Annotated in this window: 14 protein-coding genes; 10 read left to right on the top strand and 4 right to left on the bottom strand. The window is 35.3% G+C overall.

Features of this window, described 5'->3' with window-relative positions; genetic code table 11:
- Positions 1 to 101 precede the first annotated feature (101 nt).
- Positions 102 to 1,025, bottom strand: coding sequence for a COX15/CtaA family protein (locus FEZ13_RS08565; RefSeq protein WP_146552274.1), 924 nt, complete (start codon positions 1,023 to 1,025; stop codon positions 102 to 104).
- 335 nt (positions 1,026 to 1,360) lie between these two features.
- On the opposite strand from FEZ13_RS08565, the gene cyoE reads away from it, so the two are divergent.
- The 7 genes from cyoE (at position 1,361) to FEZ13_RS08530 (ending at position 8,052) form a co-directional block, all read left to right on the top strand.
- Positions 1,361 to 2,278 (top strand): heme o synthase, encoded by a 918-nt coding sequence (gene cyoE / locus FEZ13_RS08560; RefSeq protein ID WP_146552272.1) that lies wholly within the window; start codon positions 1,361 to 1,363, stop codon positions 2,276 to 2,278.
- A 94-nt stretch (positions 2,279 to 2,372) separates the two neighbouring features.
- The gene (coxB, locus tag FEZ13_RS08555; protein WP_146552270.1) at positions 2,373 to 3,458 is read left to right on the top strand and encodes a cytochrome c oxidase subunit II; all 1,086 of its coding nucleotides are present in this window, start codon (positions 2,373 to 2,375) and stop codon (positions 3,456 to 3,458) included.
- Positions 3,459 to 3,498: 40 nt separating this feature from the next.
- A complete protein-coding gene (gene ctaD, locus FEZ13_RS08550) occupies positions 3,499 to 5,370 on the top strand; it encodes a cytochrome c oxidase subunit I (protein ID WP_146552268.1) in 1,872 nt (623 codons plus the stop codon).
- Positions 5,370 to 5,996 (top strand): cytochrome (ubi)quinol oxidase subunit III, encoded by a 627-nt coding sequence (locus FEZ13_RS08545; RefSeq protein WP_146549479.1) that lies wholly within the window; start codon positions 5,370 to 5,372, stop codon positions 5,994 to 5,996. Before ctaD ends, FEZ13_RS08545 begins: the two co-directional genes overlap by 1 nt.
- Positions 5,996 to 6,328, top strand: coding sequence for a cytochrome C oxidase subunit IV family protein (locus FEZ13_RS08540; protein ID WP_146552267.1), 333 nt, complete (start codon positions 5,996 to 5,998; stop codon positions 6,326 to 6,328). The genes FEZ13_RS08545 and FEZ13_RS08540 overlap by 1 nt, the downstream gene beginning before the upstream one ends.
- Before the next feature lie 305 nt (positions 6,329 to 6,633).
- Entirely contained in the window at positions 6,634 to 7,554 is a 921-nt protein-coding gene (gene ctaG / locus FEZ13_RS08535) for a cytochrome c oxidase assembly factor CtaG (protein WP_146552265.1), read from the top strand.
- 33 nt (positions 7,555 to 7,587) lie between these two features.
- Positions 7,588 to 8,052, top strand: coding sequence for a DUF420 domain-containing protein (locus FEZ13_RS08530; RefSeq protein WP_146552263.1), 465 nt, complete (start codon positions 7,588 to 7,590; stop codon positions 8,050 to 8,052).
- A gap of 31 nt (positions 8,053 to 8,083) precedes the next feature.
- Here FEZ13_RS08530 and ytvI read toward each other — a convergent pair whose 3' ends face one another.
- Both ytvI and FEZ13_RS08520 read right to left on the bottom strand, forming a co-directional pair.
- Complete coding sequence (ytvI, locus tag FEZ13_RS08525) at positions 8,084 to 9,139, bottom strand: sporulation integral membrane protein YtvI (protein ID WP_146549475.1); 1,056 nt, start codon at positions 9,137 to 9,139, stop codon at positions 8,084 to 8,086.
- A 466-nt stretch (positions 9,140 to 9,605) separates the two neighbouring features.
- Positions 9,606 to 9,965 (bottom strand): YugN family protein, encoded by a 360-nt coding sequence (locus FEZ13_RS08520; RefSeq protein ID WP_146549474.1) that lies wholly within the window; start codon positions 9,963 to 9,965, stop codon positions 9,606 to 9,608.
- A 144-nt stretch (positions 9,966 to 10,109) separates the two neighbouring features.
- On the opposite strand from FEZ13_RS08520, the gene FEZ13_RS08515 reads away from it, so the two are divergent.
- On the top strand, positions 10,110 to 11,174 hold the full coding sequence (locus FEZ13_RS08515) for a CAP domain-containing protein (protein WP_146552261.1): 1,065 nt from the start codon (positions 10,110 to 10,112) through the stop codon (positions 11,172 to 11,174).
- Here the strand turns inward: FEZ13_RS08515 and FEZ13_RS08510 are convergent.
- Positions 11,168 to 11,911, bottom strand: a complete 744-nt coding sequence (locus FEZ13_RS08510) for an amino acid kinase family protein (RefSeq protein ID WP_146549472.1) — start codon at positions 11,909 to 11,911, stop codon at positions 11,168 to 11,170. The genes FEZ13_RS08515 and FEZ13_RS08510 overlap by 7 nt on opposite strands.
- Before the next feature lie 114 nt (positions 11,912 to 12,025).
- On the opposite strand from FEZ13_RS08510, the gene FEZ13_RS08505 reads away from it, so the two are divergent.
- Both FEZ13_RS08505 and FEZ13_RS08500 read left to right on the top strand, forming a co-directional pair.
- Positions 12,026 to 13,489, top strand: a complete 1,464-nt coding sequence (locus tag FEZ13_RS08505) for a UDP-N-acetylmuramoyl-L-alanyl-D-glutamate--2,6-diaminopimelate ligase (RefSeq protein ID WP_146552259.1) — start codon at positions 12,026 to 12,028, stop codon at positions 13,487 to 13,489.
- Positions 13,490 to 13,561: 72 nt separating this feature from the next.
- Complete coding sequence (locus FEZ13_RS08500) at positions 13,562 to 14,011, top strand: YlbF/YmcA family competence regulator (protein ID WP_146549470.1); 450 nt, start codon at positions 13,562 to 13,564, stop codon at positions 14,009 to 14,011.
- Positions 14,012 to 14,258: the final 247 nt, after the last annotated feature.

Below are 14,258 nucleotides of genomic sequence, written 5' to 3'. Positions count from 1 at the left end.
TGGAGCTTCACTTTATCTGGTATATAAAAAAATAGTATGCTTGGATCATTTCCACGCATACTATTTTTACTTTTGTTGGGATCGTCTTTAAGTTATTTGGGTCACTTCCTATTTTTTTGATTCTGATCGCTTCTAGAAATGAGCATAATCATATAACATAGTAGACCAAATAATAATGATATAAAGAAAGTGTGTAGCAAGGCAACAACAATATTTAAGCGTAACAAAACGATGCCCATACCTGCTATTACTTGTAGCGAAACAATTATTAGTGCTATAATCCATCCCCAATAAAGGACTTTTTGGGATTTGTAATGTTTGATTACATGGATTGTGATGATCAATATCCAAATGAAGATGATACCAGCAGCAAATCTATGACCCATTTGCACCCATTCATAAAAATTCTCCGGCAGTCCTATATCATCATTTCTACAAAATGGCCAATCTCGACAAATTAAGCTTGAATTTGTATGACGTACAAGTGCTCCTGTATATACTACGAGATAGGAGTATATCGTAACACCAATTGTATGCCATTTTAATGTACGACCAATATGTACATTGTTTGCATTAAATTTCTGGTCAACCTCAAAAATAATTAAAGTTAGTAAAAATACTGCTGCAAAAGAAATTAGAGAAATACCAAAATGCAGTGCTAAGATGAAGTCGCCTTGTCCCCATAAAACTTGTGCAGCACCTATTAGTGCCTGAGCTACTAAGAAGAATAAAGCCATAAAGGAAAGAAATTTCACTTCACGGACAGCCCCAAGCTTTCTCCAAGACCAAACTGACAAGATTAAGATTAAAATAGATACAGAGCCAGTCACCACACGATGAGAAAACTCTATAAATACTTCAGGAGTAATATGTTTTGGTATTAAAGAACCGTTACAATCAGGCCAGTTTCTACCACAGCCCATACCGCTATCAGTTTTTGTGACGAGTGCTCCACCCAATAAAATGAGCACCATTCCAATTGTTGCAGCAACAGCAAACCATTTCATGTATTTACTTTGTTGCATAAATAATTGCACCTACTTTGAATATAGTAATCACTTTTTGTGATACCTGCAGTTTTGATGATATCGAAAATAGAGTGAAAAAACAACTTGTAATAAGTATGGATGTTCGTGCGTGAAAACCATTTCACAAATTGTTCATAATTTCGTATTATAACCTTCACAATTCGACAGAAAAAATGATTTACTATATATATGTTGTATTAGAGGTTAGAAGTTCCCTATAGTTGTGAACCCAAAATTTCATATTTATTTCATATTTCGTCTAGAAATAATCATAGTTTTTAGTTATAGTAAGGGTAACAGATTATGCTTATCAAATTGAAAGGAGGGGTATAATGTCTAATAGTCGGGTATTATCTGCCAGTAGAGATAATGGACCACAAGCAACTTCTTTCGTAAAAGATTTCTTAGCACTTATTAAAATTGGAATCGTTAATTCAAATTTAGTGACTACTTTTACGGGACTTTGGTTAGCATATCAATTTACAGGTAGGCATTTTTTACAGGATTTAGATACAATGTTCTATGCCCTTGTAGGTGCCATGTTTATTATTGCTGGATCAGGAGCGATGAATAATTATATTGATCAAGATATTGATCCTGTCATGTTGCGTACAAAGTCAAGACCAACAGTTACTGGTAGATTTTCACCTCGGTTTGTCATGACAGTTGCCCTCATCCTTTTATTTGTGGGTGAAATTTTGTTATTTATGGCATCATTTGCTGCCGGTGTTTGGGGACTTGCGGGAATTATAAGCTATGTAGTCTTGTATTCAATGTGGTCAAAGAGAAAATATGTAAGTAACACAATTGTAGGGAGTATCTCCGGTGCAATTCCTCCACTTATTGGTTGGGCTGCTGTCGATCCTTCTCTAGGTGTTGAACCTTTAGCATTATTTTGTATTATGTTTGCTTGGCAACCTCCGCATTTTTATGCGCTTGCGATGAAGCGAACAAAAGAATACCGTAAAGCAGGTATCCCAATGTTACCTGTTGTAAAAGGTTTTGACAGAACGAAAAAGTCTATGCTATTTTGGGTTGTGCTGTTGTGCCCACTTCCATTTTTATTAACGAAGTTGGGATTAGGATTTATTATTCTTGCAACTGTATTGAACCTTGGTTGGCTCATACTTGCATTGAAAGGTTTTAAAGCGAAAGACGATCTAAAATGGGCAAACCGAATGTTCATATATTCATTGAATTATATGACTATTTTATTTGTTTCAATGATTATTTTCTCCGTCTTAAGCTAATTTGGGGATTCTTTCTTTTAAAGAATTCATATAGAACAACCACAGTCCTGGTTACACATGAAATACAACAAAGAAAGAGGGGTTTAATTAAGCTATGATGAAAGGGCTTAAAAAGTGGCGTCTATTTGCATTGCTAACAGCACTTATCGTTTTCCTTTCTGGTTGTGGTAAAAATTATTTATCAACCTTAACTCCAGCGGGTGAAGTTGGTAAAGAACAGCATAACCTAATGTTATTAGCGGTTGCTATTATGACGCTAGTTATTTTGGTAGTAGTAATTATCTATGTACTTGCAATTGTCAAATTCCGACGCAAAAAAGTTGGGGAAGACGTGATCCCTAAGCAAGTAGAAGGTAGTACTGCACTAGAAGTTTTGTGGACGGTTATTCCAATTGTCCTACTTCTAATTTTAGCTGTACCAACAGTTGCTCTTACTTATAAATTCGCTGATACAAAAGCGATGGACGCAAAAGTTGCTGAAGGACAGGAAAAACCTGTTACAGTTAATGTAACTGCTAAATTATATTGGTGGCAATTTGAATACAAAAATGAAGGAATTGTTACATCTCAAGAATTGGTAGTGCCAACAGGTGAAAAAGTATACTTCAATTTAACTGCTGGGGATGTAAAACACTCATTCTGGATTCCTACTATTGGCGGTAAAATGGACACAAATGTCGACAATGTTAATAAATTTTACTTAACTTTCGACAAAGAATCAAAAGATCTTAAAGACGGCGTATTCTATGGTAAATGTGCTGAATTGTGTGGTCCTTCACACGCATTGATGGACTTTAAAGTAAAAACATTAAGTAGATCAGACTTTGACAATTGGGTTAAAGAAATGAAAGCTTCTGATAAACAAGTTGCTACAGGTGACCTTGAAAAACAAGGGGAACAACTTTTTAAAACTAGCTGTATTTCATGCCATGCTACATCTGGTGTAGGTAAAGGATCAGGATTAGCTCCTAACCTTGCTACATTTGGCGATCGTAATCGCGTTGCTGGTGTGCTAGATCACAATACTGAAAATATCAAAAAATGGATAAATGATCCACAATCCGTTAAACCAGGTAATACAATGCCTCAACCTGAAAAAATTAATAAAGGTAAAAAATTCACAGATCAAGAGCTTGATGCATTAGCAGCTTACTTAATGGGACTATCTGTAGAAAAATAAAGTAAATTTGATTTGAAACATTTTGAAGGAGGTTAAGGTTTTGAGCTCAACTGCAAAGAAAAAAGGTTTTGGCGCAACTATTTGGGACTATTTAACAACAGTAGACCATAAAAAAATCGCCATTTTATACCTTATTGCCGGTACATTGTTCTTTGTTATCGGTGGTATTGAAGCAATGCTCATTCGTATCCAACTTGCAAAACCAAACAATGATTTTGTAAGTGCGGGACTCTTTAATGAAATAATAACAATGCATGGTACAACGATGATTTTCCTTGCTGCTATGCCATTGCTATTCGCTTTTATGAATGCCGTTGTACCATTACAAATTGGTGCACGTGACGTTGCATTTCCATTTTTAAATTCACTTGGCTTTTGGTTATTCTTCTGGGGAGGAATTTTCCTCAATCTTTCATGGCTGTTAGGTGGAGCTCCTGATGCTGGTTGGACTTCTTATGCATCACTATCTCTAGCATCACCTGGTCATGGTATTGACTTTTATGCCATTGGCTTACAAATCTCAGGTGCTGGTACGTTAATTTCAGGTATTAACTTTATCGTTACGATTATTAATATGCGCGCTCCTGGTATGACATTTATGCGTATGCCATTATTTACATGGACTACATTTGTATCAAGTTCATTAATCTTATTTGCATTCCCTCCATTAACAGTGGGATTATTCTTTATGATTTTCGACCGTATGTTTGGATCAAACTTCTTTGATCATACTATGGGTGGTAATACAATTATTTGGGAACATTTATTCTGGATTTTTGGACACCCAGAAGTATATATTTTAGTACTTCCTGCATTTGGTCTTTATTCGGAAATCATTCCGACATTTGCTCGTAAACGTTTATTTGGTTACTCTTCAATGGTATTTGCAACAATCTTAATTGGTTTCCTTGGCTTCATGGTATGGGCTCACCACATGTTCACTGTAGGTCTAGGTGCAACTGCCAATGCTATCTTTGCCGTTGCAACAATGGCAATCGCTGTTCCAACAGGTATGAAGGTATTTAACTGGTTATGTACAATGTGGGGCGGTTCGATTAAAGTAACGACGCCAATGCTTTATGCACTTGGTTTCATCCCATCATTTGTAGCCGGTGGTGTTACTGGGGTTATGCAAGCATCAGCTCCACTTGACTACCAATTACATGATTCATATTTCATCGTTGCTCACTTCCACTACGTTATTGTTGGTGGTATCGTATTAGCATTATTTGCTGGTGCACACTTCTATTGGCCAATTATGTTTAATAGAATGTTAAATGAAACATTAGGAAAAATTACATTTGTAGTCTTCTTTATTGGTTTCCACATGACATTCTTTGTACAACATTTCTTAGGGTTAATGGGTATGCCTCGTCGTGTATTCACTTACTTACCAAACCAAGGTTTGGATACGTATAACCTTATTTCAACAATCGGTGCTTTCTTAATGGCAATTGGTGTTGTGCTGTTAGTTGTCAATGTTATTATTACAACTATTCAAAACAAACCATGTGGACGCGATCCATGGGGAGATGGACGTACTCTTGAATGGGCAATTCCACAACCAGTACCATATTATAACTTTAAACAAACACCACTTGTTCGTGGTCTAGATACTTATTGGATTGAAAAGATGGAAGGAAATAAAGAAGGAATGTCATATGCTGAACCTATTTCAGATATCCATATGCCAAATAATTCTATCATTCCATTTGTCATGGTATTTGGTTTATTCGTAGCTGGTTTTGGTGCATTATATAATCCAGATGCAGATAAACCATGGTCACTAGCTGTATTGATTATTGGCTTAGCAATCACTTTTGGATCTATGATTGTACGTTCACTTAAAGATGATCTAGGCTATCATATTTCTAAAGAAGAATTAATGAATGAAAAAGGGGGTAACGAATAATGGATTTAAAAACTAAATTTACCCCACAATCATGGCCAGAACATCCAGAGGCAGCAACTGTAGAAGGCAAAAATAAAGTTCTTGGTTTCTGGATTTTCCTTGGCGGTGAAACAGTTTTATTCGCGTCTTTGTTTGCAACATTCTTAGCTCTTAAAAATAAAGGTCCAAGTGGTATGGAATTTTCTACGCAAAATCTATTTGAATTACCACTTGCATTCATAATGACAATGTTATTGCTAACTTCTTCTTTAACAAGTGTGTACGCAATGTACCATATGAAAAACTATAACTTTAAAGCAATGCAAGGATGGTTATTCATTACCGTTCTTTTAGGTCTTGGATTTTTAGGGTTTGAAATCTATGAATTTACACACTATATTCATGAAGGATTTACTTTTACACAAAGTGCATTTGGTTCTTCTTTCTACACATTAGTGGGTACACATGGTTTGCACGTAGTCATTGGTCTTGGATGGATCATCTTATTAATGTTACGTAATGCCAAACGTGGTTTAAACCTTTATAATGCACCTAAATTCTTCATCGCGTCTTTATATTGGCACTTTATCGACGTTGTATGGGTATTTATCTTCACTGTAGTTTACTTGATGGGAGTGATAAAATAATGTCACATGACGTACACGTAGAAGCTAGAAATGAGGCAGAATATCAACATTCTCGCCGCAAAGCTGGTCAGGCAATGCGCAATCAAGTGACTGTTTTTGCGGTCATGATCTTCTTGACATTTATCGCATTTGCAGCAGTTCAAGCTGGATTTTCAACTTACCTTGTTGTACCATTGGTTTTATTGTTCGCTGGTGTTCAAGTAGGGCTTCAATTGTATTATTTCATGCATCTAAGCGAAAAAGGCACAGGAATTATGCAATTCTTTATTTATTCAGGTGTACTTGTTGCATTTACAATGGTGCTTGGATTTGTTACAATCGTTTGGATTTAGTATCAAAAAGGAAAAAACCGAGTCTATTTAAAATAGGCTCGGTTTTTTTAATCCCAACGTGTAGTAAGATCCCCACCACCTGAGTTCCTCTAGTTCAGTGGGGATGAAGAAAACCGCCACTGATGGAGTTTCACTTTATTTCATATGGGTGGTCAAGGCTTGTGATCAGCTCCTATTTTTTGAAATCAACAGGACTGTTATATCCATTAAAAATGACATAACTTAAATGTCAAGATTCGTTCATTGTAGTTTTGCGAGAATCCATTTATAATGTTGGTATTGATGTAAGTTAGGAGCGAATTTCAATGCCTTTAAGTATTTTCGGATTTCGAGCTATGTGGAGCCCCGGATTAATGGGAGTTCTGGCGTTCTTTACTGTTTTATATTTTTTAATCACAACAACATGGAGAAAAGACTTTAAATATAGTGAACCTTTAAAAAAGGGAGAGGCAATATCATTTGTCTTTGCGATGATTATGATATATGTCATTATTGGATCACCTATTGACTTGATGTCTCATATCATGTTTACAATGCATATGATTCAAATGGCTTTCCTACTATTGTTTATTCCCATTTTCTTGATCATAGGTATTCCAAATTGGCTATGGAAAACGACCATTAACTTACCCTATGTGAAACCTTTCTTTCATTTTATGACAAGACCGATATTTGCCATTTTCTTTTTTGTATTTATGTTTTCGGTTTATCATATACCCGTTGTATTAGATTATATTAAACTAGATGAGACTGCACATGGCATTTATACGTTTGTTTTGTTTTTATCAGCTTTATTTATGTACTGGCCTTTGCTGAATACAGTTGAGGGTGAACCGCGCATGAAAGATTTGCAAAAGTTCTTTTATATTATTGCAAATGCAATACTTATTACGCCTTCTTGCGCGTTAATCATGTTTTCTTCTCACCCATTATATGCAACATATACAGATGGAGAAACATGGATGAAAGCGATGGCACTTTGCGTTCCTAGTTCTACTTTACAAGGATTAACATTATCAGGTCCAGAATTATTTACAAATATGACACCACTTGAAGATCAACAGCTTGGTGGTGTCATCATGAAAATCATACAAGAAATTATTTTCGCAGTCATTTTGGGTCGCGTATTTATCATGTGGTATAGAAATGATCAAAAAAACGCAGATAAAATGACAGAAGAAGCACTAAAGGAAAGACAACGTTTGTCGCAAAACCAATATCGTTAACGAAACTAGATTAGAGTGTTAGGAGTAAAAAGTATGAATGTACCTATCTTACCTACAATTAGTACATCCTTCATCGTTCTTAGTGCAATACTAATAGCGATTGGTTGGAGACTTATAAAACAAAAGAAAATTGCAGCACATAAAAAAACGATGATTGCTGCAGCTATCTCGGCATTGCTTTTCTTCCTTATTTATATTTCAAGAACGGTGTTTATTGGAAATACAGCTTTCGGTGGTCCTGACGACTTAAAGGTATATTATACAATTTTCCTTGTGTTCCATATTATTTTAGCAACTGTTGGAGCCGTATTTGGAATTGTTACTTTGATTGCAGGTTTTACAAATAAATTAGAACGACATCGTAAAATAGCACCAATTACTAGTATTATTTGGTTCTTTGTTGCGATTACAGGTGTTGCTGTCTATTTATTACTTTATGTATTTTACAGTGGTGGTCCTACAACTTCTGTTATAAAAGCGATATTAAATAATCATTAATGATAAAAAGCTAATTCCTCTTAGGTAGGAATTAGCTTTTTTTATTGATCTCAACCCAGCTTTTTCTAAATTGTCCAATGACGACGATTAAAATGGCAACAAGTGGGCCTATAAGAAATCCAACAAATCCAAACATTTCAAATCCGGCATACATACAAATGAGCGTTGTAAGTGGTGGAAGTCCAAGATGATTACTAGTTACTCTTGTTTCTAAAATTTGCCGTGCAAGAATGACCACAATGGCTAAAATAAATAATATCGTTCCTTCGAAATTTTGTCCGCTAATCCAACTGACAATTGCCCAAGGGATTAAAACCATCATGCCTCCTAACACAGGAAGTAAATCGACAAACCAAACTAACAAAGCCATTGGAAACGCATAACGCGGTGTAATCCATAGTAGAGTAAATAATGTAATACAAAAAATAAAGATACTAACGATCAATTGCGCTTTTAAAAAATCAAGGGTCCCTTTTTTTAAATGTTGAAGGAACACTTTAACGGTAGAATTATTTTCGAAGTGTAGCCATTTACTAAGTGATTTCAATATACTCGGAATTTCTAGCATCGCATAATAGAGAGCTAAAAAATAAATGAATAGTTTAAAAATTGCTGAAGGTATTTTTTGAAATAGATTGAGAAGATAGTCAGCTTGAAAATATGTAGTTCCAACTTTTTGTAAACCAGTTAACATATCTTCAATCCATTGTTGTATGGAAAGGATAATGGAACGTGGTAAATCATGTGTAATATTGGTTAACTTCGATTGAAAGTAAATCCATCTTTCATTCATGGTATCGATAAGATGGGGAACCCACTGAGAAAAATCACTGAATTTTAATAATAGTAACATGTATAACAAATAGCAGCTTAGGAGTACAATAATACTAAAAGTAGAGAAAAAGACAAGGACGATAAAGCGACGCGATTTACTCCATTGTTTTTCATATTTAATAATAAGAGGGTTAAAGCAAAGAGCGGTAAGAAACGCTAAAAGTATCGGTTTCGCATAGAATACTGAAAATAGTAAACATAAAGCAAAAATAAACCAAGGTAGAAATTTCGAAAAAATTCGATGTAAAGTCATCCTAATCACCCATATATATTTGACAGTGATAGTATGAGGAGTTTTTTGAAAATCATGCTAGATAAAAAATTTTTTCTATATTTATTTCTCACTTGGGTCGATGAACATAGTGGGGGAAAAAGAAAACAACCATCGTGAGAAGTTTTACTTTATCCCGCATAAGCAAACAGCAAATCTTTCACATCAGGATTCCGGTAAAAAAGTGTGAGGAACAGTTAGCTGATCTGTAAAAGTCTTTTTGGTCTAACTTATACACAGTAAGGATGAAGTTTCATTTATTTTTCATGAATGACTATAAAGATATTTATATGCTTTAGTGGAGGTGGGGTTTCAATGGTGAGTCATAGATTAGCTTTTAGTGTTTAAAGGCTAACGACGTGATTGGAAGCGGGTTAACAAAAAAGCCATACAAAAAGTTTATTTAACCTTAACCTTTGTATGACTTCCAAGTATTAGTGCATGAATCTTATTGATGAAATTGATCTAGTTCTTTTGAAATGGAGTCTAAAATATTTTGACAATTTTTTACTAATTGAGCTGGATAGATTTCGTCTTCACCATATTCAACGCCATGTGGAAAATAATGTTTTCCAAGAACAGGTTTTAGAAGTGTGATGTTAGCATCATTTGTTCCATTATCTCCATCTTTTGTATAGCCAAAAACTCGTAGATAATAAGTACCTTCGTTAACATCGAATCTTCTATCCCATGTGATACGTTCATAATCCCATCCAGTGGCACGGATTAAGCCATGTTTGCCCATAAGGTCATCAAGTAAAGTAATATGAGCAATTTTGTTTTCAAGTCCAGTATTTTCGAAATACATTCTAATAATCCTCCTTCGACACTTTCGTACAAATACGTTCCATTTTATAATAGAGCAAAATGGCACCGGTTGCAATGACAACATTGTGAATCCTTTTATGTAGTTGGTATAATAAAACTAATAAAAAAATGGAGAGAGATTAATGTGAAAGTCTTATATAGAGTTTTAATCATTTTAGCAGTGTTATTAGTCGTTTTCTTCTATCTGAATCAGCCTGTGAAAGAAAATGAACCCCTTAAAGCGCCTAATTCAGAAGGAAGGGTCATTCCTCAAAAAATGGCACCTGATGTAAATGATTCAGCCGTTGAAAGACCAACTAAAGGATTATCAACTTTAGTTGGTCAGTCGACTAGAAAATTGACAAAAAAATTAGGAAATCCTGACCGAAAAAGTCCATCAGCCTATGATTTTGATTGGTGGGTCTATCAGAAATCACCAAGTAATTATTTGCTGGTTGGGGTGAAAAATCATAAGGTCAAGCAAGTTTATATGACAGGCTCTGAAGCCGATGCATCCCCTTTTAAAATCGGACAAGGGATTGATGAATTGTATCGTAATACAATTACAGATACGGAAGTAACGGTGAAGATCCAACATAATATTTATACCTTTATCTTAAATGAAGACGATTTACAGACACGTATTTTGGTCATGTATGATGGGCTGTATGCACAATTGTATTTTGATGCAATTGACAAGACATTAGAAGCAGTACGGTATATTGATGGCCCAACACTTGTTAAACAGCATCCATACGACATGACATATGTGGGGGATTTGATTACTCCATCTGTTCCATCTTCATATAAGCAGGAAGAAATCGATTTGGAAAATCAAAAACAATTGCTTGAATTAACGAATGTATATCGAGTTCAAAAGGGTTTACCGGCATTACTATCTGCGGAAGATTTAAATAAGCTGGCAATGGCGCATAGTGAAAAACTTGCAGTCAATAAAATCTCAAAAGAAGAACAGGAAAGTGATGCATTTAAAGATCGACTAAAAAATGCGGAGATTCAATTTGATTCTGCAGGAGAAAATGTTACAGAGGATTATTTGGATGCGCCAGAAGCAATCAATGGACTTTTGAATTCTGAAAAGCATCGCAATACCTTATTGAATGAGCAATTCAACCAAATTGGTACGGGTGCTTTTGGTAAACATTTTACACAAGTTTTTATCCAACGTAATGAAACCGAGAATTATTGATCTTCATCAGGAAATACAAAAGTTCCTGATTCGAGAGAAAAAACGTTTCGAATATGCAGCTTGAGATGGTGCTGTTGTGCCATTTCAGCTGCTTTTTTTTGAATTAAAGGGCGTACATTATTTAACATTGCTAGAAACTTAGAATAAGGAATGGCCCTAATGAGTTCTACATCATTTTCGAGATGAGGGTCTCCAGTCATCACACCAGGGACATCCTTGTAATACTCTATTGCTACAGTGGGTAAGGTCGCACCCAAAATAGCGGCAGTTAAATCACTCCCACCTCTACCAAGAGTGGCTATTTCTCCATCTTCCGTTATTCCTTGAAATCCAGGAATAACTAGACAGTCATGACATTCTAGAGCGGATAAGAGTGTTTCCTTGCGAATATCGATAATTTCAGCATCTCCAAAGTTATCGTCTGTTATTATTCCAAGTGGAGCTCCGTAAAGCAACAGATTATCTATTCCGGATTGCTTTAGCTCTGATGATAGAACCGCAGCAGCAATTAGTTCTCCGCATGCAGCAACTAAATCTTTTGCTTTTGCTGAAGTCCCTAATGCATCTGTTATATCCAATAAAGTATCAGTAGCGTAAGCATCACCAACTCTTCCCATTGCAGAAACAACAACTACAGTTTTACCGTGTTTTTTCAGAGCCCTTTTAATATGGAGAAGGCAATGCTTACGCGAAGCTTTTGATTGCATAGCAATTCCACCAAATTTTTGAATAATCATTTTGTGACTCCTATCTCCTCGTGACATATTCCGCATGTTTTTCATACGATACAAGTGGTGAAGGGGTTATAGTAATGTATTCATAATTAACTAAAAGGTGCAGGAGGAACATAGTTGATCTTGGCAGAACTGTTAAAAGAATGGCCATGTGAATTAGAATGCGGTTCGATTCGTACTGAGATTAAAGGAATAACAGATAGAGCGAGCGATGTAAAACCGGGTGACCTATATGTAGCCCGTAAAGGAAAAAAATTTGATGGATGGGATTATAAGGATCTTGCTATACAAAATGGGGCTGTAGCTATCGTACATAATAGATACGAGGCCAAAGTCAATCTACAGATTCCAGTTATCTGGGTTCCAAATTGTTCAACTTTTCTATCATATGCTAGTAAAAAGATATATGGTGCTTATGATGAAAAATTGACAATTGTTGCAGTAACGGGGACGAATGGAAAAACGACAGTAACTCATTTTATCGGTCAATTACTGCAATCATTAAATGTGAATGTGGCAGTTATTGGAACTGTTGGATTATTTATAAATGGAGAAAAACAAAATATAAGACTAGAGCCATTAACAACTCCTTTGGCGACAGAATTATATCAGATTTTTGCTTATTGTGTCAGCAAGGGGGTTACTCATATTGTGATGGAAGCATCATCACTTGCATTATCTGAACATCGCCTTGACGATTGTAATATAAATATTGGCGTTTATTTAAATGTTAGTAGAGATCATTATGAAGAACATGGTGGTGAAAAGTATTATTTAGCAGCTAAAAAGAGATTGTGTCTCTTATCTGAACAAATTATTGTTAACATTGATGATCCATTTTGTAAGCAATTACGACTAGAATATCCCAGTGTAAAAAGTTTTGGCAAAAGTCTATTAGCAGATTGTAGTATTATTCACGAACAGAACATCGACAACGGCACGCAGTTATTAATACAAAATGATGACATACCAACTGATGTTCTTATTCCTTTTCAAGGTGAATATTTACAATATAATGTCCTTGCGGCTGTTACAGCTATTACAGAATTAGGTTTTTCCTTGCAAGAAATAGCTAAACATACGGATACATTGACATTGCCAGCAGGAAGAATGCAAGAAATTCCGAATTCTCTTGGCTTTCGAATTTTTATTGATTATGCACATACCCCAAGTGCATTAGAAGCATTATTAAATGCATTACGGTTGCAGGCTAAAGAAGATTTGGTCGTTGTGTTTGGATGTGGTGGTGATCGAGATCAAGGAAAAAGAGTTGAAATGGGAATCATAGCAGATACTTATGCCGATAAAATTTGGCTTACGGATGATAATCCTAGAGGTGAATCATCAAGAGCTATTTTAAATTCTATTGTAAAGGGCATTCATATGAAGCCGTATAAAATAGAACCCAATCGAAAAAAAGCCATTCAGAATGCGATTAATAGTTGCAAATCAGGAGATATTTTAGTGATTGCAGGAAAGGGTCATGAAGAAGGGCAAATTGTAGCTGGTAAGATACTTCCTTTTTCAGATGAGAAAGTTGTAAAAGAAATATTGTCCGATATGAAAAGTGAAAATAAGTAATTCTTTTAATCCTCCAATCATACAAAATGGAGATAAATCTGTTATGATAAGAGTAGATTGGGGGAATTACCGATGATGATGACTTCTGATTGGGCTTTGATTCTTGAAGAAGTGGAAGTATTGAATGCGATGATCCGTTCCTCCGAGCAATTTACGAATCTACAAAAGGCGCATACGGCGGTTTATACAGATGCCAGCCTTGTTCGTAAAATTCATGATTTTCAACGGATGAAGGATCAGTATGAAGATGTTCAACGATTTGGAAAATACCACCCAGATTATCAAACAATCATGCAATCAATTCGCGCCAAAAAACGTGAACTAGACATTGACGATAAAGTTTCTGCTCTTAGATTGGCAGAAAATGATTATCAAGATTTATTGGACAAAATTGGCCTTTTAATCGGAAAGACTGTTTCTGAATCCGTCAAAGTGCCAGTAAGTAATCCATTTTTCCATTCTGAATCATCTTGTAGTAGTGGTGGATGTGGATCGGGTGGTAGTTGTTCATGTTCAGCATGATGTTAGAATTTATATCAAATAGTTAGGGTTATGCTAATACAAAGAGCACAGATGCTGATGGAACAGCATTCTGTGCTCTCTTTTTCATAGGATGAATTTATACTTTAAAATTCTTTTAAGAGAAATCGCCATCTCTATTGCTAGCGATCGAAATCTATCTTTGGCTGAAATAGATACTTGAATGAACAAAAGAGTTTGATCTTCTCTTCTAATAATCAAGTTGGCTATAAGCTCTCATTAACATTCA

It is taken from the genome of Rummeliibacillus sp. SL167, assembly GCF_007896505.1.
GTDB classification, from domain to species: domain Bacteria; phylum Bacillota; class Bacilli; order Bacillales_A; family Planococcaceae; genus Rummeliibacillus; species Rummeliibacillus suwonensis.
The sequence above is the reverse complement of the archived record's forward strand: the minus strand, read 5'-3'. Positions and strand labels throughout refer to the sequence as shown.